Source organism: Paenibacillus sp. sgz302191 (assembly GCF_057749925.1).
In genome coordinates this window covers 1-24,660 of the sequence record NZ_JBYLHY010000037.1, presented here as the reverse complement: position 1 = coordinate 24,660, position 24,660 = coordinate 1, and the positions used below count along the sequence as shown (strand labels likewise).

Below are 24,660 nucleotides of genomic sequence, written 5' to 3'. Positions count from 1 at the left end.
AAACGTTTAGGAAGGAAAAGAGGTGTCAACGATGAAAGGTATCTTAGGAAAAAAACTTGGGATGACACAAGTGTTTACTCCGGAAGGCAATGTAGTGCCGGTAACTGTCATTCAAGCGGGACCATGTGTGGTTCTTCAAAAGAAAGATGTGGATAACGACGGATATGAGTCGATCCAAATCGGTTTTGATGATAAAAAAGCAAGCAGAGTCATTAAGCCAGAGCTCGGCCATGCGAAAAAAGCAGGGGCAGCACCTAAGCGCTACGTTAAAGAAATTCGCGGCGTTCAGTTGGCTGATTACGAAGTTGGCCAGGAATTGAAGGCAGATCTGTTCGCAGAAGGCGAATTCGTTGATGTAACAGGTACTTCCAAAGGTAAAGGGTTCCAAGGTAACATCAAAAGACATAACCAATCCAGAGGGCCAATGGCTCACGGCTCCCGCTATCACCGCGGACCAGGTTCCATGGGTTCCATTCAAGCCAACCGTGTTCCTAAAGGTAAAAACCTGCCAGGACATATGGGTAACGAAACCGTAACTTTGCAAAATCTGCAAATCATTAAAGTGGATGCTGAGCGCAATGTGCTGCTTGTTAAAGGTTCCATTCCAGGCCCTACTAACAGCTACGTAAGCGTGAAATCCGCTGTTAAAAAGTAAGAAAGGAGGAAGACTGATGCCAAAAGTAGCTTTATATAACGTAACAGGTGCTCAAGTTGGTGAAATCGAGCTGTCTGATGTTGTTTTCGGAATTGAGCCTCACGTTCATGCGATTCATGAAGCTGTTCTTTTACAGCAGGCTGCTGTTCGTCAAGGTACTCACAAAACAAAAGGCCGTTCTGAAGTGCGCGGCGGCGGACGTAAACCTTGGAAGCAAAAAGGTACAGGTCGTGCCCGTCAAGGTAGTATCCGTGCTCCGCAATGGAAAGGCGGCGGTACCGTTTTTGGTCCGACACCTCGCAGCTACGGTTACAAACTGCCTAAAAAAGTTCGTCGTTTGGCGATTAAATCCGCTTTGTCTTCGAAAGTGATCGATAACGGATTGATTGTACTTGATCAACTTCAATTGAATGCTCCTAAGACGAAAGAGTTCGCAGCTATTTTGAATAACCTGAAAGTGGATAGAAAAGTGCTCGTAGTTGGTCTTGAAAGTGACTCCAACGCAGCTCTTTCCGCTCGTAACATCCCAGGTGTAAAATTTGTTGCTGCTGATGGAATTAGCGTTCTGGATGTCATGCTGCATGACAAGCTGATCATTACAAAAGACGCTGTACAGAAAGTAGAGGAGGTGCTTGCACAATGAAAAATCCACGCGACATTATCAAGCGCCCGATCATCACTGAACGTACAAGCGAACTGATGGCTAACAAAAAGTACGCTTTTGAAGTCGATATTCGCGCTAACAAAACGGAAATCAAACAAGCTATCGAAGCTATTTTCAAAGTTAAAGTTACGAATGTTAACACACTCAGAATGCCAGCCAAGCCAAAACGTTACGGCCGTCACTTCGGCTACACTTCCGAATGGAAGAAAGCTATCGTGTCCCTGAGCGCGGAAAGCAAAGAACTGGAATTCTTCGAAACGGTATAACACATTTTTTGAAGTAAGGAGGGAATCGGAGTGCCGATTAAAAAATATAAACCAACGTCCCCGGCTAGACGTGCTATGTCGGTTTCTACTTTTGAAGAAATCACCACATCTACACCGGAGAAGTCCTTGCTGTCTCCTTTGAGCAAAACAGCTGGACGGAACAACCAAGGTAAAATTACGGTTCGTCACCACGGCGGCGGCCACAAGCGTAAATACCGGATTATCGATTTCAAACGTACCAAAGACGGAATACCAGGACGCGTTGCTACAATTGAGTACGATCCTAACCGTTCCGCTAACATCGCTTTGATCAACTACGCAGACGGTGAGAAAAGATACATTCTCGCTCCTAAAGGTCTTAAAGTGGGAGATCAAATCGTATCCGGACCGCAATCCGACATTAAAATAGGTAACGCTCTTCCACTGGAAAACATTCCGGTCGGTACAGTTATCCACAACATTGAATTGAAGCCTGGCAAAGGCGGACAAATGGTTCGCGCAGCTGGAACTGAAGCTCAATTGCTGGGTAAAGAAGAGCAATATGCAACAGTTCGTCTTTCTTCCGGCGAAGTTCGCAAAGTGCTTAAAGTTTGCCGCGCGACAATCGGATCTGTAGGCAACGAAGATCATGAGCTTGTCAAAATCGGTAAAGCCGGTCGTAACCGTTGGAAAGGCAATCGTCCTCAAGTCCGCGGGGTTGTTATGAACCCTAACGATCACCCACACGGTGGTGGTGAAGGACGCGCGCCAATCGGACGTAAATCGCCTATGTCTCCATGGGGCAAACCTACGCTCGGTTACAAAACTCGTAAAAAAGGTAAAGCATCCGATAAATACATCGTGCGCCGTCGTACGAAGTAATCCTGGATATTTCAATATTCGTGAGGTTCAAGGAAGGGAGGAACACCCATGGGTCGCAGCTTAAAGAAAGGTCCATTTATCGATGGATACTTGCTGAAAAAAGTAGAAGACTTGAACGCTTCCAGCAAGAAAGTAGTTGTTAAAACTTGGTCCCGTCGCTCTACGATTTTCCCGCAATTCGTAGGCCACACTTTCGGAGTGTACGATGGAAGAAAACACGTGCCTGTGTATGTAACTGAAGACATGGTAGGACATAAGCTTGGTGAGTTCGCGCCAACTCGTACTTACAAAGGTCACGACGACGATAAGAAAACAGGCAAACGCTAATCGCATTTTTAACCGAGAGGAGGTACTACCATGCAAGCTAAAGCAGTTCTTAATCATGCTCGGATTGCTCCTCGTAAAGCACAACTCGTTGTTGACTTGATTCGGGGAAAAGCGGTAGGTGAGGCGATTGCGATTCTGCGTCACACACCTAAAGCAGCTTCTCCAATTCTGGAGAAACTTCTGAACTCCGCTATTGCCAATGCAGAGCACAACTATTCGTTAGATCCGAATAAATTAGTGGTTACTCAAGCGTTTGTGAACCAAGGACCGACAATGAAAAGGTTCCAACAACGTGCGATGGGCCGCGCAAGTGCAATCAGAAAACGTACCAGCCACATTACATTAGTGGTATCTGAGAAATAAGGAGGGATAACGTGTGGGTCAGAAAGTAAACCCGGTAGGTCTTAGAATCGGAATTATTCGCGATTGGGAGTCCAAATGGTTCGCAGAAAAAGATTTCGGAACTCTGCTGCTTGAAGACGTCAAAATTCGCGAATACTTGAAAAATAAATTAAAAGATTCTGCAGTATCCCACATCGATATCGAGCGCGCGGCTAACCGTGTGAACGTAACGATTCATACTGCGAAACCAGGCATGGTTATCGGTAAAGGCGGAGCTGAAGTTGAAGTTATCCGCAACTACATCGCTGCTCTGTCCGGTAAAAAAGTTCACATCAACATCTCTGAAATCAAAAACCCTGAGCTGGACGCAATTCTTGTTGCAGAAAGCATCGCTCAACAATTGGAGCGCCGCGTTTCATTCCGTCGTGCAATGAAACAAGCTATCCAAAGAACAATGAGATCCGGGGCAAAAGGAATTAAAGTTGCAACTAGCGGACGTCTTGGCGGCGCTGAGATCGCCCGTACGGAAGGATATAGCGAAGGAACAGTTCCACTTCATACGCTTCGCGCGGATATCGATTACGGTACTGCAGAAGCACACACTACTTACGGACGTATCGGTGTGAAAGTATGGATTTATCGTGGAGAAGTTCTTCCGACAGCTAAGAAAAAGGCTCAGCCGGAAGGAGGAAATTAAATCATGTTAGTACCTAAACGTGTAAAACACCGTAAGGAACACCGTGGTAACATGAAAGGTCGCGCTAAAGGCGGTACGGAAGTTGCCTTTGGCGAATACGGCTTGCAAGCGATGGAACCGGCTTGGGTAACCAACCGTCAAATCGAATCTGCGCGTATTGCGATGACACGTTACATCAAACGTGGCGGTAAAGTATGGATCAAAATTTTCCCAGCAAAACCAATTACGCAAAAACCGCTTGAAGTTCGGATGGGTAGCGGTAAAGGTAACGTGGAAAAATGGGTTTCCGTTGTTAAACCGGGCAAAATTTTGTTTGAACTTGCTGGTGTAAGCGAAGAAGTCGCTCGCGAAGCGATGCGTCTTGCTGCTCACAAGCTTCCAATCAAAACGAAGTTCGTGAAAAGAGATGAAGTAGGTGGTGAAGCAAATGAAGGCTAGTGAATTCCGCAACTTAACCACTGCTGAGATCGAGCAAAAAGTCAATGGTTTTAAAGAAGAACTCTTTAACCTCCGTTTTCAACTAGCTACAGGTCAATTGGACAACCCGACTCAAATTCGCGATTTGCGCAAAGAGATCGCTCGTGCCAAGACTGTTTTGCGTGAAAGAGAATTGGGGATTGGCTAACCAAATCTAGAAAGGAGGGCTTCGTAAATGGCTGAACGCAATGAGCGTAAAGTGCAGATCGGTAAAGTCGTCAGCGATAAAATGGATAAAACCATCGTTGTTGCTGTTGAAACTTACAAAAAACATGATCTCTATCACAAGAGAATCAAATATACGAAAAAATTCAAAGCTCACGACGAAAACAATCAAGCTAAAATTGGCGACGTCGTGAAAATCATGGAAACTAGACCGATTTCCAAAGACAAACGTTGGAGACTGGTTGAAATCGTGGAAGAAGCAGTAATTATTTAAACATTTCAGGCATGAACCCCGAAAGGAGGGACTACGATGATTCAACCATTTACTCGTTTGGCGGTTGCTGACAACTCGGGCGCTAAGCAATTGATGTGTATCCGCGTTTTGGGTGGTACAGGTCGTCGCGTAGGTCATATTGGTGATTTGATCATCTGTTCTGTAAAAGAAGCAACACCAGGCGGCGTTGTCAAAAAAGGCGATGTTGTTAAAGCAGTTATCGTTCGTACGAAGAGCGGTGCTCGCCGTAAAGACGGATCATACATCTCTTTTGACGAGAACGCAGCTGTTATCGTGAAAGAAGATAAAAGCCCGCGCGGAACTCGTATTTTTGGACCGGTTGCTCGCGAACTTCGTGACAAAGACTTCATGAAGATCGTATCCTTGGCTCCAGAAGTTATCTAATAAAGCGTTTTGAAGTATGCTTTCAGGAGGTGTAGAACACAATGCCAAGAACCAAAAAGAGACTTGAGTCTCATAACAATAAACTGCACGTGAAAAAAGACGATACGGTTTTTGTAATTACCGGTAAAGACAAAGGTAAAAAGGGCCGCGTTATCGCTGCTTACCCTCGTGAAAACCGTGTATTGGTCGAAGGTGTCAACATGGTTAAAAAACATGCGAAGCCTACCCAACAAAATCCGCAAGGCGGCATCTTGAATCAAGAAGCTCCAATCCACGTTTCCAACGTGATGCTGATTGATCCTAAGAGCGGCAAACCTACTCGCGTAGGTTACAAAGTTTTAGAGAACGGAACAAAAGTTCGCGTAGCGAAAAAATCCGGTGAAGTCATCGACTAATGCCAAAAGCACGGAAAGGAGGCAACTGAAACATGTCAGCAAGAATGAAAGATCGTTATTTGAATGAAATTACGCCTGCGCTGATTCAAAAGTTCAACTACACAACAGTTATGCAAGTACCTAAGATCGAGAAAGTCGTTATCAACATGGGTGTTGGTGAAGCTGTATCGAACTCCAAAGTACTGGATACCGCTGTAGAAGATCTGCAAAAAATCGCAGGACAAAAACCGGTTGTAACGAGAGCGAAAAAATCCATTGCGGGTTTCAAGCTTCGTGAAAATATGCCGATCGGCGTGAAAGTGACACTGCGCGGCGAGCGTATGTATCACTTCTTGGATAAACTCTTCAACGTTGCGCTTCCTCGCGTACGTGACTTCCGTGGTATTTCCAACAAGGCTTTTGACGGCCGCGGCAACTACACACTGGGTCTGAAAGAGCAACTGATCTTCCCAGAGATCGAGTATGATAAAATTGATAAAGTTCGTGGTATGGATATCGTTATCGTAACGACAGCTAAGTCCGACGAAGAAGCTCGCGAGCTTTTAACCCAACTCGGCGCTCCTTTCGTTAAATAGGTTACCAATTGTACCTATCAGGAGGTGGAATATTAAGTGGCAAAAACTTCGATGAAAATCAAGCAGCAACGCGCTCCGAAGTTTAAAGTTCAAGCATACACACGCTGCGAGCGCTGCGGTCGTCCGCATTCCGTGCTTCGCAAGTTTAAAATTTGCAGAATTTGTTTCCGTGAATTAGCTTACAAAGGTCAGATTCCAGGTGTGAAAAAAGCAAGCTGGTAATCAGCCTATTTTCGGGAAGGAGGTTTACACAAATGGTCATGTCAGATCCAATTGCAGATATGCTAACACGCATCCGTAACGCAAATATCGTTCGTCATGAAACAGTTGAAATCCCTGCATCCAAAATGAAACGGGAAATCGCTGAAATCCTGAAAAAAGAAGGATTTATTCGTGACGCTGAATACGTTGAGGACAGCAAACAAGGTATCATCCGTTTGTTCCTGAAATACGGTTCAAACAACGAGCGTGTTATCTCCGGTTTGAAAAGAATCAGCAAACCAGGTCTGCGCGTATATACTAAGTCTCAAGAAATCCCTCGTGTACTGGGCGGTTTGGGGATTGCCATCATCTCCACTTCCAAAGGAGTTATGACGGATAAAGATGCTCGTCAATCCAAAGCAGGCGGAGAGGTTATCTGCTACGTTTGGTAATACAATTGTAATTGAATGGAGGTGCAAACATGTCTCGTATTGGTCGCAAACCGATCACCATTCCAAGTGGTGTTAATGTAACCCTGGACAATACTTTAATCACAGTTAAAGGGCCTAAAGGCACTTTGTCTCGTGAACTTCATAAAGATATGAAAATCAACGTTCTGGAGAACGAGATTTCCGTTGAGCGTCCTTCCGATAACAAACTTCACCGTTCCCTGCATGGTACTACACGCAGTGTCGTTGCCAACATGGTAAACGGTGTAACGGAAGGTTTCTCGAAATCGTTGGATCTTGTAGGCGTTGGTTACCGTGCTAACAAAAGCGGCGACAAACTGGTTCTGAACGTTGGCTACTCCCATCCGGTGGAAATCGCTCCCGAGAGCGGAATCGAATTCGAAGTGCCTTCCAACACGAAAATTATCGTTAAAGGCATCGATAAAGAACTGGTCGGCGCTACAGCTGCCAAAGTTCGCGCTGTTCGTGAGCCTGAGCCTTACAAAGGTAAAGGTATCAAGTATGAAGGCGAACGCATCCTTCGCAAAGAAGGTAAAGCAGGTAAGAAAAAATAAGCTAGTCAGATCGCGGGTAAGAGCTCTGGGTTTTCGTGAGAAGACCGGCTTCGTAAGTATAGACCTCGCATCATAGGATGATGAAAGGAGTGTAAGTATTCATGATTACTAAAAGCGATAAAAACAAAGCGCGTCTGAAAAGACACCTTCGCGTTCGTAAAAAAATCGAAGGAACTACGGCTCGTCCTCGGTTGAACATTTTCCGTTCTTCCAAGCACATGTACGCTCAATTGATCGATGATACGACTGGCGTCACTGTAGCGTCCGCTTCGACTCAGGATAAAGAACTGAAAGCAGAAGTAGGCAACGGTGGTAACGTAGAAGCTGCTCGTAAAGTCGGCGAACTGATCGCAAAACGTGCAAAAGAAAAAGGTTTTGCCCAAGTGGTTTTTGACCGCGGCGGATACCTGTACCATGGACGCGTGCAAGCATTGGCTGATGCAGCTCGCGAAGCAGGATTAGAATTCTAGGAAAAACATATATAAGGAGGTAAGAGACTTGCGTGTAGATCCGAATACTTTAGAACTAACTGAAAAAGTTGTAAACATTAACCGCGTAGCTAAAGTAGTAAAAGGCGGACGCCGTTTCAGCTTCAGCGCACTTGTTGTCGTAGGCGACGGCAATGGCTGGGTTGGTGCAGGGATCGGTAAAGCATCCGAAGTACCAGACGCGATTCGCAAAGGCATCGAAGATGCGAAAAAGAACCTGATTCACGTTCCTATCGTAGGAACTTCCATTCCTCACCTTGTTACTGGCCGTTTTGGCGCAGGCCGCGTTCTGCTTAAGCCGGCTTCCCAAGGTACTGGAGTTATCGCAGGCGGACCGGTTCGTGCGGTTCTCGAGCTTGCCGGTGTCGGCGATATTTTGACCAAATCCCTTGGCTCTTCCAACTCCATTAACATGGTTAACGCAACGCTTGAAGGCTTAAGCCGTTTGAAAAGAGCGGAAGAAGTCGCTAAGCTTCGCGGTAAAACAGTTGAAGAGCTATTAGGTTAAGGAGGGGTAAACATGGCGAAGCAATTACAAATTACCCTGAAACGCAGCCTGATCGGCCGTCCTGAAACTCAACGCGTCACTGTGAAAACATTAGGTCTGCGCAAGCTGCACCAAACTGTTGTTCACCAAGACAACGCAGCGATCAGAGGCATGGTCAATCAAGTAAGCCACTTGGTAGAAGTTAAAGAAATCGAAGCATAAATGCTACACATTTAGATCTAGAGGAGGTGTGCAACGATGAAGTTACATGAGCTTAGCTCCGCAACTGGTTCTCGTCACACTCGTAAGCGCGTTGGTCGCGGTACTGGTAGTGGTATGGGTAAAACAGCAACTCGCGGTCATAAAGGTCAAAATGCACGTTCCGGCGGAGGCGTTCGTCCTGGTTTCGAAGGTGGACAAAATCCGTTGTACCGTCGTTTGCCTAAACGTGGTTTCAACAACCGCTTCCGTAAAGAGTTTGCAATTGTGAACTTGGAGGATCTGAACAATTTCGCAGCTGGTACCGAAGTAACTCCAGAAGTATTGCTGGAGACTGGTATTGTTAAGGCTCCTAAAGATGGCATCAAGATTTTAGGAAACGGTGAAATTACAGTAAAATTAACCGTAAAAGCGAATAAGTTCTCTCAATCCGCAATTGAGAAAATCCAAGCTGCCGGCGGTCAAACCGAGGTGATTTAATGTTCAATACCATATCCAACATCTTCAAGGTAGAGGATCTGCGAAGAAGAATTATTTTCACTCTTATTATGCTGATCGTCTACAGAGTAGGTGCCTTTATCCCGGTGCCGAACATTAATACAGATGTTTTGAAGCTGCAAGACCAGACCAATCAGAATGACGTCTTTGGTTTGCTCAACACGTTCTCTGGTGGAGCGCTCTTCCAATTTTCGATTTTCGCGATGGGGATCATGCCGTACATCACAGCTTCGATTATCGTTCAGCTTTTGTCCATGGATGTAATTCCACGCTTTGCGCAATGGGCGAAAGAGGGCGAAGTCGGAAGAAAGAAGATGACGCAGATTACCCGTTACGGAACGATCGTCTTAGGGTTGATTCAAGCGTTTGGACTTTCGATCGGCTTTAACCGTCTGTACAGCGGGCTTGTTATTACGCCTGGCTTTACAACATTTGCGTTAATTGCCATCGTGCTGACGGCAGGAACTGCCTTCTTGATGTGGCTTGGAGAGCAAATCACCGAGTATGGGATTGGAAACGGTATTTCCATTATCATCTTTGCAGGGATCGTCGCGGCGATTCCGACTGGCATCCAGCAAATTTACAAAACACTCTTTGCCAACGCAGAGGGAGCTTTGTTCCTTAACATCGTAAAACTCGTCATCATTGCTTTGGTCGTAATTTTGATCATTGCCGGGGTGATTTTCGTTCAACAGGGGGTACGTAAAATTCCGGTCCAATACGCGAAGCGTGTGGTTGGAAGAAAAATGTACGGCGGTCAAACGACCCACATCCCTCTGAAAGTGAATGCGGCTGGTGTAATTCCTGTAATCTTTGCTTTGTCACTGCTCATGTTCCCTCCGACCATTGCAAGTTACTGGAGAGGCAACGTGGTTGCCGAGTGGATCATTACTAACTTGAGCATTAACCAAACAGCTCCGCTCGCGATCGTGCTTTACGTGCTGCTGATTATCGGGTTCACCTACTTCTACACGTTTGTACAAATCAATCCTGTTCAGATGGCCGATCAGATGAAAAAGAACGGCGGATACATCCCGGGCATTCGTCCTGGTAAAACAACTTCTGTTTATCTGACGCGAGTAATGACCAGAATTACTTTGTCGGGCGCTTTGTTTTTGTCAGCCATTTCGATTTTGCCGATGCTGTTCGGAGGGCTTGCAGGTCTTCCTACTTCGGTTAGAATCGGTGGAACTTCACTATTGATCGTAGTAGGCGTTGGTCTTGAGACGATGAAACAAATCGAGAGCCAATTGATCAAGCGACATTACAAAGGTTTTATCAATAAATAGCAAATAGGTTCTGATGGGGCGTTTATTTTGCGACATCGGCACCTATTGTGCTGTTCGTATTGCCGAGTGCGATGGGAGGGAGTTAAAAGTGAACGTTATTTTTATGGGTCCTCCTGGTGCAGGCAAAGGTACGCAGGCGGAAAAAATCGTAAGCGAATTTCAAATTCCTCATATTTCAACCGGCGATGCATTCCGTTTGGCGATGAGCCAAGGAACGCCGCTCGGAGTCGAGGCTAAGGGATATGTGGATAAGGGACTTCTGGTTCCGGATGAAATCACGAACGGTATTGTGAAAGAACGGCTTGCGCAGCCGGATTGCGATAAAGGCTTCTTGCTTGACGGGTTCCCCAGAACCGTCGCCCAGGCGGATGCTTTGAACGAAATCGTGGAATCCCTGGGCAAGAAGATTGAGCTTGTCATCAATCTTGCCGTCGATCGCAGCTATCTGCTTCCACGACTTACGGGCCGCAGAATTTGCAAATCCTGTGGCGCTACGTATCATGTCGTCTTCAATCCGCCGAAGCAAGAAGGCGTATGCGATAAATGCTCCGGTGAATTGTATCAAAGATCTGACGATACGGAAGAAAAAGTCGGTACCCGCCTGGATGAGTACACAAACAAAACGGCTCCACTGTTGGATTACTACCAAAAGAGGGAAATGTTGCGTGAGGTTAACGGGGAACAGGATATTAATGCGGTAACCGAACAAATCAGCTCACTGATAAGAGGTCTGGCGTAATGATCATTTGTAAGTCCGAGGTTGAACTGGACCTTATGCGAGAAGCAGGTCGGATCGTAGCAGAGACGCACCGCTTGCTGGCAAGGGCGATTCGTCCGAACATTACAACGAAAGAACTTGATCAGATCGCAGAGGAATACATTCGCAGTCAGGGAGCAACTCCATCTTTTAAAGGCTACAACGGTTTTCCAGGCAGCATCTGTGCTTCAGTCAACGATGAATTAGTTCACGGTATTCCTGGTCCAAGAAAGCTGGCAGAGGGCGATATAATCAGCATCGATATCGGGGCTCGCTATAAGGGCTATCATGGAGATTCCGCATGGACCTATCCGGTAGGCGAAATCACGGAAACCGCCAAGCGTTTATTGGAAGTTACCGAAAAGTCGCTCTATCAAGGTCTAGCCGAGGCAAAACCGGATGCCAGGCTTTACACGCTGTCGCATGCGATCCAAACCTGTATTGAAGATGCAGGCTTCTCCGTAGTCAGGGAGTATGTCGGGCACGGGATTGGCACGGATCTTCACGAAGAGCCGCAAATTCCGAACTACGGCATACCGGACAAAGGACCACGCTTGAAACCGGGTATGGTATTAGCCATTGAGCCAATGGTGATCGTTGGCGAAAGGTTTGTCAAAACACTCGAAGACGATTGGACCGTAGTTACGGTGGATGGAACACTATGTGCTCACTTTGAACATACGATAGCAATTACGGCAGACGGTTATGAAATACTAACTTTGCCTAAAGCGTAGGTGATAAAGAGTGGATAGCCTAACTCCACAACTGGGCCAGATCGTAAAGGTGCTTCGCGGCAGAGATCCCGGAGAATATGCGGTCGTGATCGGAATTGTAGATTCCCGTTTTGTGCTGCTCGCAGACGGTGATAAGCGCAAATTCGATCAGCCGAAGAAGAAGAACCTGAACCACCTTCAATTGCAGGATGCAATCAGCAGCGAAGTCGAGTCAAGCATCAGGGAAACAGGCCGTGTAACTAATGGGAAGTTGCGGTTCGCAATTGCCAAATTCGTAGATCGTCTGCAAGTTGAAGCACAAGAGAAAGGAGAATGACTGTGGCCAAAGAAGATGTAATTGAAGTAGAAGGTACAGTGATTGAACCTCTTCCGAATGCAATGTTTAAGGTTGAATTGGAAAATGGTCATAAAATCCTAGCCCATGTATCCGGTAAAATCAGAATGCACTTTATCCGCATTTTGCCCGGAGACAAGGTTACCGTAGAATTATCGCCTTATGATTTAACAAGAGGCCGTATAACCTACCGTTTTAAATAAATGTTCGGCTTATATGTAAGTTACTCTCTCAAGGCGTATGCTTACGAAGCAAGTTTTCTAACGAAAACGCAACATGGTGCTTACGATACAAGATTTCTTGAAGAAATCTTTATAGGAGGGGTTAAAATGAAGGTAAGACCGTCGGTTAAACCGATCTGCGAGAAATGTAAAGTTATTCGCCGCAAAGGCAATGTAATGGTTATCTGTGAAAATCCGAAACACAAACAAAAACAAGGATAAAAGGAGGTGCAGCCTGTAAATGGCACGTATAGCTGGAGTTGACTTACCTCGTGATAAGCGTGTAGTTATCGCTTTGACTTACATTTTCGGTATCGGCAATACAACAGCTCAAAAAATCGTCAGCGCTACAGGAATTAGCGAGAACACTCGCGTTCGCGACCTGACTGAAGACGAAGTGAGCAAAATCCGTGATGTAATCGACAAAACGCTGAAAGTTGAAGGCGATCTGCGTCGTGAAATCTCCCTGAACATCAAACGTCTGATCGAGATCGGATCGTATCGTGGTCTTCGTCACCGCCGCGGCCTTCCTGTTCGCGGACAACGTACTAAAACGAATGCTCGTACGCGTAAAGGTCCTCGTCGTACAGTAGCTAACAAGAAGAAATAATAAAGGGGGTTAGAGCTAATGGCAAAACCTAAAAAAGTAGTCCGTACGAAACGTCGTGACCGCAAAAATATTGAGTCCGGCGTGGCACATATCCGTTCCACGTTCAACAACACTATCGTTACCATTACGGATCCTCATGGCAACGCGATTTCCTGGGCAAGTTCAGGAAACCTTGGTTTCAAAGGTTCCCGTAAAAGCACGCCTTTTGCAGCGCAAATGGCAGCAGAATCCGCAGCAAAAGCAGCTATGGAGCACGGTTTGAAAACTGTTGAAGTCATGGTTAAAGGCCCTGGCGCTGGCCGCGAAGCAGCAATTCGTTCTTTGCAAGCAGCAGGTCTTGAAGTGAACCTGATTAAAGACGTAACTCCGGTTCCTCACAATGGCTGCCGTCCTCCAAAACGCCGTCGCGTATAATTCAGGCATACTTTGTAGTATAAATATCTCAAAATCGTGAATAATGGTTTTGAAGGATAGGCATACTATCAAATTTTTACCGAAGTATCCAGAGGGAAACGACGTTTTGAATGGAGGGTACATTTCATGATCGAAATTGAAAAGCCAAAAATAGAAACTGTAGCTTTAAGTGAAGACGGCGCCTATGGCAAGTTTGTCGTAGAGCCGTTGGAACGGGGCTACGGTACCACATTAGGTAACTCACTACGTCGTATCTTGCTGTCCTCTTTACCGGGTGCTGCAGTAACCTCTGTCCAAATCGATGGCGTTTTGCATGAGTTTTCGACGATCCCTGGCGTGCTTGAGGATGTAACGGAAATTATCCTCAACCTTAAGGGCCTATCGTTGAAAATTCACTCCGATGAGGAGAAAGTACTTGAAATTGATGCTGAGGGAGAAGGGAATATTACCGCAGCGGATATCCGCGGTGATAGTGATGTGGAGATTCTCAATCCGGATCTGCACATTGCGACTTTGTCTCCTGATGCTCGTCTTCATTTGAGGATTCATGCAGGCAGAGGCCGCGGTTATGTTCAATCGGACAAGAATAAGCGTGAAGACCAGCCGATCGGAGTTATTCCTATCGATTCGATTTACACGCCGATTACCCGCGTAAACTACAGTGTCGAGAATACTCGTGTCGGCCAAGTGACTAACTATGATAAACTGACCCTCGAAGTGTGGACCGATGGAAGCATCAGACCTGAAGAAGCGGTAAGCTTGGGCGCCAAAATCTTGACGGAGCATTTGTTCCTGTTCGTCGGTTTGACGGATGAAGCGAAGGATGCCGAGATCATGGTGGAGAAGGAAGAAGACAAGAAAGAAAAAGTTCTCGAGATGACGATCGAAGAGCTGGATCTTTCCGTTCGCTCTTACAACTGCCTGAAGCGTGCCGGCATCAACACGGTACAAGAGCTGATTACCAAAACAGAAGAAGATATGATGAAAGTGCGCAACTTGGGACGCAAATCGCTTGAAGAAGTTCAAGAGAAGCTCGAAGAGCTCGGCCTTGGCTTGCGTACAGAGGAATAATCCAGTCAGAAGGAGGTTAATTCAATGAACTACAGGAAATTGAACCGCGATTCCAGTAATCGTAAAGCATTATTCCGTGATCTGGTAACGGATCTGTTCATACATGAACGTATACAAACAACCGAAGCAAAAGCAAAAGAGATTCGTTCCATCGCTGAGAAGCTGATTACACTCGCGAAACGCGGAGATCTTCATGCACGCCGTCAGGTGGCTGCTTTTGTTCGCAGAGAAGCTGCTAATGAGAATCAAGATGCGATTCAAAAGCTTTTCTCCGAACTGGCAACTCGTTACTCCGAGCGTCCAGGCGGATACACGCGTATCCTGAAACTGGGACCACGCCGCGGAGACGCAGCGCCTATGGTTTACCTAGAGCTTGTAGATCGAGCATAAGACGGATGGGAAAGGGTGGACAGAATCTGCTGATTCTGATGAAGCCCTTTTTTTGCAGTCTTGGAAGCGGCGGAACAATGGTTTGTCGGAGGAATAAAACGCTTGAGAAATCTGCGGTTTACGATCAGCTATGATGGCACGGCTTACTCCGGCTTTCAGACGCAGCCCAATTCGGATACGATTCAAGACAGGCTCGAGCAGGCCGTCCACATGCTGACCGGCGAGAGAGTGAAAGTCATCTCTTCCGGCCGGACGGATGCGGGGGTTCATGCGAAAGCGCAAGTGATTAACTTTACGACGGAATCCAAAATACCGGTGGAACGCTGGTGCCTCGCTCTTAATGCCAGATTGCCCAGAGATATCGTCGCCCATACGGCGGAAGAAGTTCCGCTCTCCTTCCATTCTCGCAAAGGCGCCAAGCGCAAGACGTATTGCTATACGGTGCGTACGGCTCGATTTCCGGACGTTTTTCACCGCAATTATGAGTATCATCATCCGACGCGTTTAAACGTGGAGGCGATGATAGAGGCGCTGCCGTGTTTGATCGGCGAGCATGACTTTACTTCATTTTGCACGGTAAGAACGGATAAGGAAGTGAAAGTCAGAACGCTTTACGAGGCCCGCCTTGAGGTGGAGTATGACGAGCCTTTTGCCAAAGGAAACATAGCCCGGATACGCTTGATTGTTTCGGGAAACGGCTTCCTTTACAATATGGTGCGGATCATTATGGGCACGCTGTTGCAAATCGGTGAAGGCAAGAAAAAGAGCGGCGATATGCTGTGCATTTTGGAAGCGAGAGACCGCAGTCAAGCAGGTCCGACTGCAGAAGCGATCGGTCTCATGTTGTGGAACGTGGAGTATGATGATGAAGAAATATTTGCTTGATTCTGCCTACGCTTTCGTGTAAAATATTACTTGGCGTTTCTTGATCGGCTATCCCACGGCCCCGGATCACGGATTCGGCCACAACATCCATCGATAATTGTTAAAATAACTCATGAACATGTTACGAGATATATTTTAGGAGGATTAAGCATGCGTACCACATATATGGCTAAGCCAAATGAAGTTGAGCGTAAATGGTACATTGTTGACGCAGCAGGTCAAACACTTGGCCGTCTGGCAAGTGAAGTAGCCAGCATCATCCGCGGAAAGCATAAGCCGGAGTTCACTCCGCACGTAGACACCGGGGATTTTGTCATTGTCATCAATGCTTCCCAAATTCATTTAACCGGTAAGAAATTGCAAAACAAAATGTACTACCGTCACTCCTTGTATCCAGGTGGATTGAAAGTAACGTCCGCTCAGGATATGCTGAACAACAAGCCGGATCGCATCATCGAATTGGCTGTACACGGTATGCTTCCTAAGAACCGTCTTGGCGACAGCTTGAAAACAAAGCTGAAAGTTTATGCCGGTGCTGAGCATCCACATCAAGCACAACAACCTGAAGTTTGGAATCTTCGCGGATAATATAAAGGGAGGACTGTTTTGTGGCACAAGTTCAATACTATGGAACGGGTCGTCGTAAGCATTCGGTAGCGCGTGTGCGCCTTGTACCGGGTGAAGGACGCATCATTATTAATAAACGTAATCTGGACGAATATTTCGGTCTGGAAACTTTGAAGCTGATCGTGAAACAACCGCTGAACCTGACAGAAACATTGGGCAAATACGATGTTCTGGTTCTCGCTCACGGCGGCGGAATCAGCGGACAAGCTGGAGCCATCCGTCACGGCATTTCCCGTGCGCTGCTCAAAGCTGACCCTGAGTATCGCGGATCTTTGAAAAAAGCAGGCTTCCTGACTCGCGATCCTCGTATGAAAGAACGTAAAAAATACGGATTGAAAGCTGCACGTCGTGCGCCTCAATTCTCCAAACGTTAATATGCAGCGCCATTGTGCGCTTAAGAGAGAACCTTTTCGGCAACTTGCCGGAAAGGTTTTTTCTTTTTCACGAAAACTGCTGCAGATTCGTATACTGACTTTGTGATTTCAGCGAGTTTAAACCAAAATGGCAAAAAGTCATTGACAGGATACAGAAGTCAGTTATAATTAAGATAATTCATATGATAATAGTCGGATATATTTTCCGAGGGAGGAATTGAAGTCATGAACCTTTTTGAAAAAGAAGCTTTTGTAGCTAAAGCGGCTGAAGAATTCGAAAACCAATCCGCTGAAGCTGTACTTAAACTTGCTGTCGAAACATTCCCTAGTCTTACGCTTGCGTGTAGTTTTGGCGCTGAAGATGTAGTATTAGTAGATATGCTGCAAAAAATTAATCCGAATGTAGATATTTTTTACCTGGACACTAACGTTCACTTTGTTGAAACCTATGAAACGAGAGATCGCTTGGAACAGCATTACGGCAAAAAGTTCGTTCAGGTTCTGCCAAAGCTGACGCTTGAAGAGCAAGCGCAAAAGCATGGCGATGAGCTTTGGAAAAGCGATCCTACCGCATGCTGCAACATCCGCAAAGTCGATCCGTTGACGGATATTCTTAAAAACTACGACGCGTGGATAACCGGCATCCGCCGCGACCAAGCCCCTACGCGTGCTAACGCCAAGAAAGTCGAGTATGACGTGAAATTCGGTCTGATCAAGTTCAACCCTCTCGCCAGCTGGACTTCGGAAGATGTGTGGAACTACATTCGCGAGAACAACGTCATTTACAATCCGCTGCATGACCGCAACTTTCCAAGCATCGGCTGCGAGCACTGCACACGCCCTGTAGCGGCTGGAGAAGACCCGCGCGCAGGCCGTTGGGCTAGCTTTGAGAAAACAGAGTGCGGACTTCATAAATAATCGTTTTTGCGATCATAATTAACGTTTACGGAGGTAGTACGTAATGACAAGGATTCAACCGCATGGCGGAGAACTGATCAACCGCTTGGTGCCGCAAGAGGACAAGGAACGCGTTCTTCAGCAGGCTGCCGCTTTGAAACAAATTCGCGTAAATGCATGGACGATTTCCGATCTTGATTTGATCGCGGTTGGCGCATTTTCACCTTTAACCGGTTTTTTGGATGAACGGGACTACGTATCGGTCGTAGAAAACATGCGGCTTGCTAACGGAACGGTGTGGAGCATACCTATTACTCTTTCGGTGACTGCGGAAGTCGCGGCAACGCTTCAAACGGGCGAGCAGGTTGCTCTTGTCGGCGAAGAAGATAACGTAACTTACGCGATCCTGGATGTAACGAGCATATACACGGTAGACCGGCAGAATGAGGCCGTCAAAGTGTTTAAAACCGACGATATGGCACATCCGGGCGTAGATAAGCTGTTCTCGCGCCCGACTACAAACCTGGGAGGACCGATTCAGCTGTTGAACCGTCCGAAGCCCAAGAAGTTCGAAGAGTTTTACTTCGATCCGGCCGAAACCCGCCGCATTTTCGCGGAAAAGGGTTGGAAAACGGTAGTCGGTTTCCAAACGCGCAACCCGGTTCACCGCGCTCATGAGTACATTCAAAAATCGGCGATGGAAATCGTTGACGCCTTGTTCCTGAACCCGCTTGTAGGGGAAACGAAGTCCGATGATATTTCGGCGGACGTACGCATGAAAAGCTACCTCGTGCTACTCGAAAACTATTATCCGAAGGATCGTACCTTCCTGGGCGTGTATCCCGCCGCTATGCGTTATGCAGGCCCGCGTGAAGCGATTCTGCATGCCATGGTGCGCAAAAACTACGGCTGCACGCATTTCATCGTTGGCCGCGACCACGCCGGCGTAGGCGACTATTACGGCACTTACGAAGCGCAGGAAATTTTCAGCAACTTTACGGCTGAGGAAATCGGCATCACGCCGCTGTTCTTCGAGCACAGCTTCTTCTGCACGAAATGCGGCAACATGGCTTCCAGCAAAACATGCCCGCACGACAAGTCCGTTCACTTGCATCTTTCCGGTACGAAAGTCCGCGGCTTGCTGAGAGACGGTCAATGTCCGCCTCCCGAGTTCACGCGTCCGGAGGTTGCGCAGGTGTTGATTGAAGGGCTCAGAGACCCCGAATATCAAGTGTAAGCAAGGTATATTTGTCCACCCTGTCCCATATAGATGTTACAGAGTCTATGGGGAACAGAGGTGGATTTTTTATGCGCAAAAGGAAGAGCAGGCTGATTGTCTGGTTGACTTTAAACGGGGCCCTGAAGTTGGGGTTGTCGGCCGTTCTGCTCGGCTTGATGGTGTTCATTTATACGTATGAATTGCCGGCTACGAAAACATGGAGCGAATTTACGCTGCCCTTATCGGGAAAAACGATTGCGCTGGATGCAGGACATGGCGGCCCGGACGGCGGCGCCTCGAGCAAGGAAGGCGTTATCGAAAAAGACATAAATTTGGCCATCACGCTATACCTTCGCGACTATTTGCAGCAATCCGGCGCCGTTGTTGTCATGACCAGGGAGGAAGACAAGGATCTGGCCTCGCCCGGCACCAAAGGCTACAGCAAACGAAAAACCGAGGATCTCCACAATCGTGCCGATTTCATTATCGATAAAAAAGCGGATCTGTTCCTCAGCGTTCACCTGAACAGCATTCCCTCCCAAAAATGGAGAGGTGCACAAACGTTCTTCTACCCGAACAACAAGGACAATTCGAACTTGGCGGCATTGATTCAAAGCGAATTCGTGAAAAATTTGGAGAATACGGACAGAGTGGCCAAACAAGCGGATAAGACGGTATATTTGTTAAAAACGTTGTCCATTCCCAGCGTACTGGTCGAAGTCGGCTTTCTTTCCAATCCGGAGGAGGCAAGACTTCTGAACAATGAGAAGTATCAGCAAAAAATAGCCGCCTCCATCTACCAAGGCATCCTGCGGTATTATGCCGGTGAAAAAGTGGGTTCTTGATCAATTTGTGATATAATAGACCCGCATAATACTTTGTCTCGGTAAAGGTGTGTGGATGGCTATGATCACAAAAGAACAACTGCTGCAGGCTCTGAAACCTTTTGTGGACCCGCGGTACAAACAGAGCGTTACGGATTTGAATCTGGTTCGGGATATCATGATTAAAGAAGATAGCATCTCGCTCAGCCTCATTACGACTGTAGAGGAAGAAGCGTATAAGGAACAAGCCAGAAAGACGATCGAAGGGTTTTTAAAAGAAATCGGCATATCGCAAGTACATATCCGCTTCCGTCCCATAACCGATTATGAGAAAAATCAAATCGAAGAGGCGCTGCAATCCCCGGGCCATCAGGAAGAAGCTGTATCGGCTAAAAAAGCCGTTTTAGGCGAAGATTCCAAGGTGCAGTTCATCGCAGTGGCAAGCGGCAAAGGCGGAGTCGGCAAATCGACCGTTACAGTCAACTTGGCCGTTGCTTTGGCTTGCAAGGGCAAAAAAGTCGGGATCGTCGATGCCGATATATACGGCTTCAGCATCCCGGATATGATGGGCATTGAAGACCGTCCGCAGGTCGTTGGCAGCACGATCATTCCTGTGGAAAAATACGGCGTAAAAGTGATCTCCATGGGCTTCTTCGTCCAGGATAACGCTCCGGTCATTTGGCGCGGTCCTATGCTGGGCAAAATGCTGCGCAATTTTTTCAACGAAGTGGATTGGGGCGACGTGGACTACATTTTGCTTGATCTGCCTCCCGGCACAGGCGACGTAGCGCTGGACGTCCATCAAATGATTCCGCAGAGCAAAGAAATCATCGTGACGACACCGCATGCGACAGCAGCTTTCGTAGCCGCGCGGGCGGGGGCGATGGCTGTGCAGACGAATCACGACATTATCGGAATCATAGAAAATATGTCGTATTACGAATGCAAATCGTGCGGAGCCAAAGACTATATCTTTGGCCGGGGCGGAGGCGCGAAGCTGGCCGAAGAGCTGCACAGCGAGCTGTTGGCCCAAATCCCGCTCGGCGCTCCCGACAACCATATTTCCGAAAAGGATTACTCTCCATCGGTTTATAAAGCGGAGACGACCGCGGGGCAAATATATCTGGATGTTGCGGAAACAGTTATCCATAAGTTGGAAAATTAAACAAAGGACTAGCGGCGATTTGACCGTTAGTCCTTTTCCTTTTATCAACCGCTGGAATCGGAAGAATCAGAATCGGAGTCAGAGCCGGAGTCGGAATCCTTTTTCTTCTTCTCGCTGTCATCCTTTTTCTTGCTTTCCCCTTCCGAATCTCCTTGCCCGCCGCCTTTGCCGCCGCCGCTTTGATCGCCTTTCTTGCCTTGTTGGGACAACTGCTGAGGCTGGCTCTGCTGCTCGATGGCCGCTTTGAGCAAATCGATCATTTGCGCCCGGAACAGAGGGCTTTTCACCGCGTCCTGCATAACTGTCATCATTTGTTGACGATAAGGCGCAGTTTTCATCGAATCCATCATCATTTTCTCGTAGTCCGGATTTTTCATTACATCAACCAGCGATTTTTGGTATTCAGGATCTTTGAGCAGTTCTTTGAACATTTGTTTGGTATCGGTTTTAATCGCTTTGGCAAAATCGCCTGCAAATTTCGGGTCTTTCATCATATCTTGAAGAAATTTATTGTTTTCCTGAGCTGTCAAAACATCCTTGACGGCCATTTGGAGATGGAGGGACTCATTGGAGGAAAGCAGCTTGATTTGAGATTGTCCGCCTGCGCTGCTGGAACTTGCCCCACCGCCTGAACTGCCTCCCGAACCGCCCTGTGTCGCGGCTGTGATCGCCTTTTTGCCGTCATCTGATTTCAAAATATCGAGCACCATGGATTTCGTATCTTTATAATTGCTTCCTTGAGAAGCGCCTTGTGAAGAGGAACTGTCCGACCCGCACGATGCAAGAAGAACAGTCATCAGGAAAATAGGTATAATTTGCAGCTTTTTTAGCCTATTCTTCAACATGAAACTCCTGCTCCTTTCCCTGGCTTGATATCGATAGTATGTGTCGTTCGGGAAAGAATATGACCGCCATTCATTGGCTTTTTGCCGAAAACGTTGGTACAATTAACTATTAGATTTCATGTTTGGGGGTTAATAAACTTGACTTTGCGCAAATGGTTTCATTTGTTTTGGACGACTTTGGTTATCGGAATGATTGTATCTACCATTATCGGTCTTATTATGCAATATTCGGATCGCGAATTTTCGGTCATGGGCTTGTCGGCTGTAGGCATCAATCTGTCCTATATGATATTGGGCGGAGCAACCATAAGCGTGCTGAGTCAGATGGGTTTTTTCGCTTATTTAATCGTGAGATTCATTGTTGCCGGAATTATTCGCTCCAAAACGGTCTGGGATTTTCTCCAATTGGCAATTGTCATTGTAGTATTATTTGATCTTGTATATTTGCGTTATTCAAGCTTCGCCAACTCAGGGACGATTATAACCTATTCAATAATGCCTGTCGTCTTGCTGATTATTGCCTTGGGCGTCGCGTATTGGAAAGTCAAGCTGACAAATCGCAGCGCTTTTATTCCCACTCTGTTCTTTATGCTTGCCGTTACCGTTTGTGAGGCAGTTCCTGCGCTAAAGCTCGATAATTCGGCTTCCAGCTGGTTTATGCTGTCTCCGCTGATTGCATGCAACGCTTGGCAAATTCTGATTCTGCATAAAATTTTGGACAACAAAAAGAGCTAGTCCGGGCTAGCTCTTTCTTGCGAGTTCTAATAAACGTGTTTCATCGCCTGATCTTCGACCGGTTTATTATCGACTTGAGTCTGCTTGATCAATTCACTGACCGTAACAAACTCGTATCCTTTGGCTCGGAGTTGGTCGATAATGGCCGGCAGCGCCTCATGCGTTTGCTTGCTGGAATCGCTGGCGTGAAGCAATACGATGTCACCGGGATGAGCTTTGGAAACGACGCGGCCCACGATATTATCGACGCCTTTATTCAACCAGTCTTGGGAGTCGGTGTCCCATTGTATGACGGAATATCCCAGGTCATTCGCGATCCGCAGCACTCTTTTGTCGAAATCGCCATTCGGCATGCGAATCAAATTCGGCTCTTTTCCGACTAATTCAGTCAAAATCTCATGTGCTGTAGAAATTTGTTTGCGGATTTCTTCATCGCTCAAAGTGCTGTAATTGGCATGCTTATGTCCGTGGCTCGCAATTTCGAAGCCGTCCTTTTTAATTTTCGCTACAATTTCGGGATGGCTTTTGCTCCAGGGGGAGGAAAGGAAAAAAGTCGCATTCTTGACGCCCTTGTCTTCAAGTACTTTTAGAATCGGCTCTGTTCGTTGCTCGCCCCAACTGATATCGAAAGTTAAAGCAATGATTTTTTTGTCAGTCTGCACGCTGTAGATCGCCGCCGGCTCGCTGCTCGAGAAGACGGAAATGTTGCTTTGCTCCGAATACACGATCGCCGCGGCGAATATAATAGCAACCGCAATGAATAGATATTGCTTTATTTTTTTGCCGTTCATCACCAGAAAATAATTCACTGACAAGAGCCTCCTTGACGCCCTACAGCGGGTAAGGCTTGTTTATTAGTTTTACAATCAATGTATGCTCGTACACACTCCACTTATGCTTCCAAATGTCGGGAGGAAATCAAACGTGAAATTTCAACCGTTGTTCCATCATTTTAAGGAAATGAAACACTATTTTATTGCATCTGTTCTTGTTTTTGCATTTGGTCTCTACATGGGCTGGGCCTATTCGGGCTCATTTTCGAACTTTCTTGAAGGACAACTCAAGGGCATTAAATCGCTAAGCGAAGCATTGAACAGTAAAGACAATCCGCAATTGATGTTTTTCATCGTTATTTTTTTGAATAATGCGATCAAGGCTGTCGTCATTATGTTTTTAGGTCTTTTGTTTGGCATTTTGCCGCTTTTTATGCTGGTAGCCAACGGAATGGTACTGGGCTTCGTTCTTTCTTTGAAAAGCCAAGAAAGCACCGTGGCGCTTATTCTGAAGGGCATTCTGCCTCACGGCATCATCGAAATTCCGGCCATTCTGCTGGCCTGCGCGTACGGATTGAAATTAGGGATGCTCGTTTGGAAAAACGGGTTCCAGATGTTCATTCCCGATCACGCCAGAACCGCCCGATCGGAGCTTGCCCAAGTATTGAAGTTAACGAAACCTTTAACTATCCTGCTTGTCGGCGCTTTATTTGTGGCGGCTGTCATCGAAAGTACTTTAACTTATTGGTTGCTTCATCGGTAAAAAATATTTGAAAATAATCCTCATAAAAAAAGGAAAATCTGAGCATAACAGTAAAGCGGAAAGGGAGACGTGCCATTTCATGTCACCTGCCGGGATACTGCCATAAATCCTTGTTTTTGAAGTCTGTATCTACAGTCGAGAGGGGTTTGAATGGATTTATGCTCGGATTTTTGTTTAATGAACGCGAATGCAGGGAACTGGATTACGTGCTTCGCAAAGAATTGGACGAGATGTTGTTCGATTTAAACGACAAAAGGATCGACCAAGAAATAAAAGGAGCCATTGAATCCAGATACAAAGTCATTTTCAGGATGTATGCACGATTGGCTTCCCCCAAGGAAATTTCCAAGTACGCACGAAACCGGAATTATCAAGTGGAAAAAAAATAGAGGGTATAGGCTTGACTTACCCTCTAAAAGTATGTTATTTTATATCTCGCCGCTTCGAAAGAAGAGCTCAGTGATGAAGTGTATGAAAAACTTTTTTTGAATAAAAGTAAAAAAACACTTGCAATTGAGTAGGCGAACATGTTATATTATAAAAGTCGCCGCTAAAACGGTGGCGAAGCAAGAAGGATGGAAATTGTTCTTTGAAAACTGAACAACGAGTGAAGAAGCAAGGTTGAGCAATCAACCAAAACAAGAGATTGCAAAATCTCGTCAGCTTTGAAATTGAGCTATTCAGCTTTCAATAAAGGTAACACCTTTTTGGAG

General features: G+C 46.5%; 42 protein-coding genes. 40 read left to right on the top strand and 2 right to left on the bottom strand.

All coding sequences use genetic code 11. The annotated features are described in order from the left end of the window. Nucleotides 1-31: 31 nt before the first annotated feature. The 37 genes from rplC to AC3G2T_RS33335 all read left to right on the top strand — a co-directional run bounded on the left by rplC (nt 32) and on the right by AC3G2T_RS33335 (nt 20,831). On the top strand, nt 32-655 hold the full coding sequence (rplC, locus tag AC3G2T_RS33515) for a 50S ribosomal protein L3 (RefSeq protein WP_474686306.1): 624 nt from the start codon (nt 32-34) through the stop codon (nt 653-655). Nucleotides 656-671: 16 nt separating this feature from the next. Then, nucleotides 672-1,298: a 50S ribosomal protein L4 gene (rplD, locus tag AC3G2T_RS33510; protein WP_474686308.1), complete on the top strand. Its 627-nt coding sequence runs from the start codon at nt 672-674 to the stop codon at nt 1,296-1,298. Then, a complete protein-coding gene (rplW, locus tag AC3G2T_RS33505) occupies nt 1,295-1,585 on the top strand; it encodes a 50S ribosomal protein L23 (RefSeq protein ID WP_474686309.1) in 291 nt (96 codons plus the stop codon). Before rplD ends, rplW begins: the two co-directional genes overlap by 4 nt. A gap of 30 nt (nt 1,586-1,615) precedes the next feature. Continuing rightward, nucleotides 1,616-2,446: a 50S ribosomal protein L2 gene (gene rplB, locus AC3G2T_RS33500; RefSeq protein ID WP_474686311.1), complete on the top strand. Its 831-nt coding sequence runs from the start codon at nt 1,616-1,618 to the stop codon at nt 2,444-2,446. 48 nt (nt 2,447-2,494) lie between these two features. Beyond that, a complete protein-coding gene (gene rpsS, locus AC3G2T_RS33495; protein ID WP_474686313.1) occupies nt 2,495-2,773 on the top strand; it encodes a 30S ribosomal protein S19 in 279 nt (92 codons plus the stop codon). A gap of 30 nt (nt 2,774-2,803) precedes the next feature. Next, nucleotides 2,804-3,136 (top strand): 50S ribosomal protein L22, encoded by a 333-nt coding sequence (gene rplV / locus AC3G2T_RS33490; RefSeq protein WP_474686315.1) that lies wholly within the window; start codon nt 2,804-2,806, stop codon nt 3,134-3,136. A gap of 13 nt (nt 3,137-3,149) precedes the next feature. Beyond that, complete coding sequence (gene rpsC / locus AC3G2T_RS33485; protein ID WP_474686317.1) at nt 3,150-3,812, top strand: 30S ribosomal protein S3; 663 nt, start codon at nt 3,150-3,152, stop codon at nt 3,810-3,812. Between the two features lie 3 nt (nt 3,813-3,815). Further along, entirely contained in the window at nt 3,816-4,250 is a 435-nt protein-coding gene (gene rplP, locus AC3G2T_RS33480; RefSeq protein ID WP_474686319.1) for a 50S ribosomal protein L16, read from the top strand. Next, nucleotides 4,240-4,437 (top strand): 50S ribosomal protein L29, encoded by a 198-nt coding sequence (gene rpmC / locus AC3G2T_RS33475; RefSeq protein ID WP_134756089.1) that lies wholly within the window; start codon nt 4,240-4,242, stop codon nt 4,435-4,437. The genes rplP and rpmC overlap by 11 nt, the downstream gene beginning before the upstream one ends. 27 nt (nt 4,438-4,464) lie before the next feature. Next, the gene (gene rpsQ, locus AC3G2T_RS33470; protein WP_474686321.1) at nt 4,465-4,728 is read left to right on the top strand and encodes a 30S ribosomal protein S17; all 264 of its coding nucleotides are present in this window, start codon (nt 4,465-4,467) and stop codon (nt 4,726-4,728) included. 36 nt (nt 4,729-4,764) lie between these two features. Next, on the top strand, nt 4,765-5,133 hold the full coding sequence (rplN, locus tag AC3G2T_RS33465; RefSeq protein ID WP_474686323.1) for a 50S ribosomal protein L14: 369 nt from the start codon (nt 4,765-4,767) through the stop codon (nt 5,131-5,133). A gap of 41 nt (nt 5,134-5,174) precedes the next feature. Beyond that, nucleotides 5,175-5,528 (top strand): 50S ribosomal protein L24, encoded by a 354-nt coding sequence (rplX, locus tag AC3G2T_RS33460; protein ID WP_474686325.1) that lies wholly within the window; start codon nt 5,175-5,177, stop codon nt 5,526-5,528. Nucleotides 5,529-5,560: 32 nt separating this feature from the next. Continuing rightward, the gene (rplE, locus tag AC3G2T_RS33455; RefSeq protein WP_474686327.1) at nt 5,561-6,103 is read left to right on the top strand and encodes a 50S ribosomal protein L5; all 543 of its coding nucleotides are present in this window, start codon (nt 5,561-5,563) and stop codon (nt 6,101-6,103) included. A gap of 36 nt (nt 6,104-6,139) precedes the next feature. Beyond that, complete coding sequence (locus AC3G2T_RS33450; protein ID WP_113022649.1) at nt 6,140-6,325, top strand: type Z 30S ribosomal protein S14; 186 nt, start codon at nt 6,140-6,142, stop codon at nt 6,323-6,325. 32 nt (nt 6,326-6,357) lie between these two features. Further along, nucleotides 6,358-6,756, top strand: a complete 399-nt coding sequence (gene rpsH / locus AC3G2T_RS33445) for a 30S ribosomal protein S8 (RefSeq protein ID WP_474686329.1) — start codon at nt 6,358-6,360, stop codon at nt 6,754-6,756. Nucleotides 6,757-6,785: 29 nt separating this feature from the next. Then, nucleotides 6,786-7,328 carry a 50S ribosomal protein L6 gene (gene rplF / locus AC3G2T_RS33440; protein WP_474686331.1) on the top strand — a complete coding sequence of 181 codons (543 nt, stop codon included), beginning with the start codon at nt 6,786-6,788 and terminating at the stop codon, nt 7,326-7,328. Nucleotides 7,329-7,429: 101 nt separating this feature from the next. Continuing rightward, nucleotides 7,430-7,798: a 50S ribosomal protein L18 gene (gene rplR, locus AC3G2T_RS33435; protein WP_474686333.1), complete on the top strand. Its 369-nt coding sequence runs from the start codon at nt 7,430-7,432 to the stop codon at nt 7,796-7,798. Between the two features lie 28 nt (nt 7,799-7,826). Further along, nucleotides 7,827-8,324, top strand: a complete 498-nt coding sequence (gene rpsE, locus AC3G2T_RS33430) for a 30S ribosomal protein S5 (RefSeq protein WP_474686335.1) — start codon at nt 7,827-7,829, stop codon at nt 8,322-8,324. Nucleotides 8,325-8,336: 12 nt separating this feature from the next. Continuing rightward, entirely contained in the window at nt 8,337-8,525 is a 189-nt protein-coding gene (gene rpmD / locus AC3G2T_RS33425; RefSeq protein ID WP_163953700.1) for a 50S ribosomal protein L30, read from the top strand. A gap of 36 nt (nt 8,526-8,561) precedes the next feature. After that, nucleotides 8,562-9,002 carry a 50S ribosomal protein L15 gene (gene rplO, locus AC3G2T_RS33420; protein WP_474686337.1) on the top strand — a complete coding sequence of 147 codons (441 nt, stop codon included), beginning with the start codon at nt 8,562-8,564 and terminating at the stop codon, nt 9,000-9,002. Next, nucleotides 9,002-10,309, top strand: coding sequence for a preprotein translocase subunit SecY (gene secY / locus AC3G2T_RS33415; protein ID WP_474686339.1), 1,308 nt, complete (start codon nt 9,002-9,004; stop codon nt 10,307-10,309). Before rplO ends, secY begins: the two co-directional genes overlap by 1 nt. A gap of 88 nt (nt 10,310-10,397) precedes the next feature. Next, nucleotides 10,398-11,048 carry an adenylate kinase gene (locus AC3G2T_RS33410; RefSeq protein ID WP_474686341.1) on the top strand — a complete coding sequence of 217 codons (651 nt, stop codon included), beginning with the start codon at nt 10,398-10,400 and terminating at the stop codon, nt 11,046-11,048. Next, nucleotides 11,048-11,800, top strand: a complete 753-nt coding sequence (gene map / locus AC3G2T_RS33405; protein WP_474686343.1) for a type I methionyl aminopeptidase — start codon at nt 11,048-11,050, stop codon at nt 11,798-11,800. The genes AC3G2T_RS33410 and map overlap by 1 nt, the downstream gene beginning before the upstream one ends. 10 nt (nt 11,801-11,810) lie before the next feature. Further along, the gene (locus AC3G2T_RS33400; RefSeq protein WP_474686345.1) at nt 11,811-12,116 is read left to right on the top strand and encodes a hypothetical protein; all 306 of its coding nucleotides are present in this window, start codon (nt 11,811-11,813) and stop codon (nt 12,114-12,116) included. A gap of 2 nt (nt 12,117-12,118) precedes the next feature. Next, a complete protein-coding gene (infA, locus tag AC3G2T_RS33395) occupies nt 12,119-12,337 on the top strand; it encodes a translation initiation factor IF-1 (RefSeq protein ID WP_009676800.1) in 219 nt (72 codons plus the stop codon). A gap of 126 nt (nt 12,338-12,463) precedes the next feature. Further along, on the top strand, nt 12,464-12,577 hold the full coding sequence (gene rpmJ / locus AC3G2T_RS33390; RefSeq protein WP_003333770.1) for a 50S ribosomal protein L36: 114 nt from the start codon (nt 12,464-12,466) through the stop codon (nt 12,575-12,577). A gap of 19 nt (nt 12,578-12,596) precedes the next feature. Continuing rightward, entirely contained in the window at nt 12,597-12,965 is a 369-nt protein-coding gene (gene rpsM / locus AC3G2T_RS33385) for a 30S ribosomal protein S13 (protein ID WP_474686347.1), read from the top strand. 18 nt (nt 12,966-12,983) lie between these two features. Then, on the top strand, nt 12,984-13,379 hold the full coding sequence (gene rpsK, locus AC3G2T_RS33380) for a 30S ribosomal protein S11 (protein WP_188178365.1): 396 nt from the start codon (nt 12,984-12,986) through the stop codon (nt 13,377-13,379). Nucleotides 13,380-13,505: 126 nt separating this feature from the next. Further along, nucleotides 13,506-14,450, top strand: a complete 945-nt coding sequence (locus AC3G2T_RS33375; protein WP_474686349.1) for a DNA-directed RNA polymerase subunit alpha — start codon at nt 13,506-13,508, stop codon at nt 14,448-14,450. Between the two features lie 24 nt (nt 14,451-14,474). Further along, a complete protein-coding gene (gene rplQ / locus AC3G2T_RS33370; RefSeq protein ID WP_163953683.1) occupies nt 14,475-14,840 on the top strand; it encodes a 50S ribosomal protein L17 in 366 nt (121 codons plus the stop codon). Between the two features lie 102 nt (nt 14,841-14,942). Further along, nucleotides 14,943-15,725 carry a tRNA pseudouridine(38-40) synthase TruA gene (gene truA / locus AC3G2T_RS33365; protein WP_488438182.1) on the top strand — a complete coding sequence of 261 codons (783 nt, stop codon included), beginning with the start codon at nt 14,943-14,945 and terminating at the stop codon, nt 15,723-15,725. A gap of 150 nt (nt 15,726-15,875) precedes the next feature. After that, nucleotides 15,876-16,313 (top strand): 50S ribosomal protein L13, encoded by a 438-nt coding sequence (gene rplM, locus AC3G2T_RS33360; protein ID WP_474686353.1) that lies wholly within the window; start codon nt 15,876-15,878, stop codon nt 16,311-16,313. Nucleotides 16,314-16,333: 20 nt separating this feature from the next. Continuing rightward, nucleotides 16,334-16,726, top strand: a complete 393-nt coding sequence (rpsI, locus tag AC3G2T_RS33355; RefSeq protein ID WP_474686355.1) for a 30S ribosomal protein S9 — start codon at nt 16,334-16,336, stop codon at nt 16,724-16,726. 225 nt (nt 16,727-16,951) lie between these two features. Further along, the gene (locus tag AC3G2T_RS33350) at nt 16,952-17,644 is read left to right on the top strand and encodes a phosphoadenylyl-sulfate reductase (RefSeq protein ID WP_474686357.1); all 693 of its coding nucleotides are present in this window, start codon (nt 16,952-16,954) and stop codon (nt 17,642-17,644) included. Between the two features lie 43 nt (nt 17,645-17,687). Then, nucleotides 17,688-18,860, top strand: coding sequence for a sulfate adenylyltransferase (gene sat / locus AC3G2T_RS33345; protein ID WP_474686359.1), 1,173 nt, complete (start codon nt 17,688-17,690; stop codon nt 18,858-18,860). A 71-nt stretch (nt 18,861-18,931) separates the two neighbouring features. Further along, complete coding sequence (gene cwlD, locus AC3G2T_RS33340; RefSeq protein WP_474686361.1) at nt 18,932-19,687, top strand: N-acetylmuramoyl-L-alanine amidase CwlD; 756 nt, start codon at nt 18,932-18,934, stop codon at nt 19,685-19,687. A 61-nt stretch (nt 19,688-19,748) separates the two neighbouring features. Further along, nucleotides 19,749-20,831: an Mrp/NBP35 family ATP-binding protein gene (locus AC3G2T_RS33335; RefSeq protein WP_488438181.1), complete on the top strand. Its 1,083-nt coding sequence runs from the start codon at nt 19,749-19,751 to the stop codon at nt 20,829-20,831. 44 nt (nt 20,832-20,875) lie between these two features. Here the strand turns inward: AC3G2T_RS33335 and gerD are convergent, their stop codons facing one another. Continuing rightward, nucleotides 20,876-21,676, bottom strand: a complete 801-nt coding sequence (gene gerD, locus AC3G2T_RS33330; protein WP_474686365.1) for a spore germination lipoprotein GerD — start codon at nt 21,674-21,676, stop codon at nt 20,876-20,878. 138 nt (nt 21,677-21,814) lie between these two features. Here gerD and AC3G2T_RS33325 point away from each other — a divergent pair, with 138 nt between their 5' ends. Then, nucleotides 21,815-22,411 (top strand): KinB-signaling pathway activation protein, encoded by a 597-nt coding sequence (locus AC3G2T_RS33325; protein WP_474686367.1) that lies wholly within the window; start codon nt 21,815-21,817, stop codon nt 22,409-22,411. A 26-nt stretch (nt 22,412-22,437) separates the two neighbouring features. On the opposite strand, the gene pdaB is transcribed toward AC3G2T_RS33325, so the two are convergent. Next, nucleotides 22,438-23,220 (bottom strand): polysaccharide deacetylase family sporulation protein PdaB, encoded by a 783-nt coding sequence (gene pdaB, locus AC3G2T_RS33320; protein ID WP_474686369.1) that lies wholly within the window; start codon nt 23,218-23,220, stop codon nt 22,438-22,440. A 115-nt stretch (nt 23,221-23,335) separates the two neighbouring features. Between pdaB and AC3G2T_RS33315 the strand changes: the two genes are divergently transcribed. Beyond that, nucleotides 23,336-23,947 (top strand): stage II sporulation protein M, encoded by a 612-nt coding sequence (locus tag AC3G2T_RS33315; protein WP_474686371.1) that lies wholly within the window; start codon nt 23,336-23,338, stop codon nt 23,945-23,947. Nucleotides 23,948-24,105: 158 nt separating this feature from the next. Then, nucleotides 24,106-24,336 (top strand): hypothetical protein, encoded by a 231-nt coding sequence (locus AC3G2T_RS33310; protein WP_474686373.1) that lies wholly within the window; start codon nt 24,106-24,108, stop codon nt 24,334-24,336. Nucleotides 24,337-24,660: the final 324 nt, after the last annotated feature.

Coding starts and splice junctions, on each gene's coding strand:
- rplC (WP_474686306.1), top strand. CDS start 32: ATGAAAGGTATCTTAGGAAAAAAACTTGGGATGACACAAGTGTTTACT.
- rplD (WP_474686308.1), top strand. CDS start 672: ATGCCAAAAGTAGCTTTATATAACGTAACAGGTGCTCAAGTTGGTGAA.
- rplW (WP_474686309.1), top strand. CDS start 1,295: ATGAAAAATCCACGCGACATTATCAAGCGCCCGATCATCACTGAACGT.
- rpsS (WP_474686313.1), top strand. CDS start 2,495: ATGGGTCGCAGCTTAAAGAAAGGTCCATTTATCGATGGATACTTGCTG.
- rplV (WP_474686315.1), top strand. CDS start 2,804: ATGCAAGCTAAAGCAGTTCTTAATCATGCTCGGATTGCTCCTCGTAAA.
- rplP (WP_474686319.1), top strand. CDS start 3,816: ATGTTAGTACCTAAACGTGTAAAACACCGTAAGGAACACCGTGGTAAC.
- rpmC (WP_134756089.1), top strand. CDS start 4,240: ATGAAGGCTAGTGAATTCCGCAACTTAACCACTGCTGAGATCGAGCAA.
- rpsQ (WP_474686321.1), top strand. CDS start 4,465: ATGGCTGAACGCAATGAGCGTAAAGTGCAGATCGGTAAAGTCGTCAGC.
- rplN (WP_474686323.1), top strand. CDS start 4,765: ATGATTCAACCATTTACTCGTTTGGCGGTTGCTGACAACTCGGGCGCT.
- rplX (WP_474686325.1), top strand. CDS start 5,175: ATGCCAAGAACCAAAAAGAGACTTGAGTCTCATAACAATAAACTGCAC.
- rplE (WP_474686327.1), top strand. CDS start 5,561: ATGTCAGCAAGAATGAAAGATCGTTATTTGAATGAAATTACGCCTGCG.
- rpsH (WP_474686329.1), top strand. CDS start 6,358: ATGGTCATGTCAGATCCAATTGCAGATATGCTAACACGCATCCGTAAC.
- rplF (WP_474686331.1), top strand. CDS start 6,786: ATGTCTCGTATTGGTCGCAAACCGATCACCATTCCAAGTGGTGTTAAT.
- rplR (WP_474686333.1), top strand. CDS start 7,430: ATGATTACTAAAAGCGATAAAAACAAAGCGCGTCTGAAAAGACACCTT.
- rpmD (WP_163953700.1), top strand. CDS start 8,337: ATGGCGAAGCAATTACAAATTACCCTGAAACGCAGCCTGATCGGCCGT.
- rplO (WP_474686337.1), top strand. CDS start 8,562: ATGAAGTTACATGAGCTTAGCTCCGCAACTGGTTCTCGTCACACTCGT.
- secY (WP_474686339.1), top strand. CDS start 9,002: ATGTTCAATACCATATCCAACATCTTCAAGGTAGAGGATCTGCGAAGA.
- map (WP_474686343.1), top strand. CDS start 11,048: ATGATCATTTGTAAGTCCGAGGTTGAACTGGACCTTATGCGAGAAGCA.
- rpmJ (WP_003333770.1), top strand. CDS start 12,464: ATGAAGGTAAGACCGTCGGTTAAACCGATCTGCGAGAAATGTAAAGTT.
- rpsM (WP_474686347.1), top strand. CDS start 12,597: ATGGCACGTATAGCTGGAGTTGACTTACCTCGTGATAAGCGTGTAGTT.
- rpsK (WP_188178365.1), top strand. CDS start 12,984: ATGGCAAAACCTAAAAAAGTAGTCCGTACGAAACGTCGTGACCGCAAA.
- AC3G2T_RS33375 (WP_474686349.1), top strand. CDS start 13,506: ATGATCGAAATTGAAAAGCCAAAAATAGAAACTGTAGCTTTAAGTGAA.
- rplQ (WP_163953683.1), top strand. CDS start 14,475: ATGAACTACAGGAAATTGAACCGCGATTCCAGTAATCGTAAAGCATTA.
- rplM (WP_474686353.1), top strand. CDS start 15,876: ATGCGTACCACATATATGGCTAAGCCAAATGAAGTTGAGCGTAAATGG.
- AC3G2T_RS33350 (WP_474686357.1), top strand. CDS start 16,952: ATGAACCTTTTTGAAAAAGAAGCTTTTGTAGCTAAAGCGGCTGAAGAA.
- sat (WP_474686359.1), top strand. CDS start 17,688: ATGACAAGGATTCAACCGCATGGCGGAGAACTGATCAACCGCTTGGTG.
- cwlD (WP_474686361.1), top strand. CDS start 18,932: ATGCGCAAAAGGAAGAGCAGGCTGATTGTCTGGTTGACTTTAAACGGG.
- AC3G2T_RS33335 (WP_488438181.1), top strand. CDS start 19,749: ATGATCACAAAAGAACAACTGCTGCAGGCTCTGAAACCTTTTGTGGAC.
- gerD (WP_474686365.1), bottom strand. CDS start 21,676: ATGTTGAAGAATAGGCTAAAAAAGCTGCAAATTATACCTATTTTCCTG.
- AC3G2T_RS33310 (WP_474686373.1), top strand. CDS start 24,106: ATGCTCGGATTTTTGTTTAATGAACGCGAATGCAGGGAACTGGATTAC.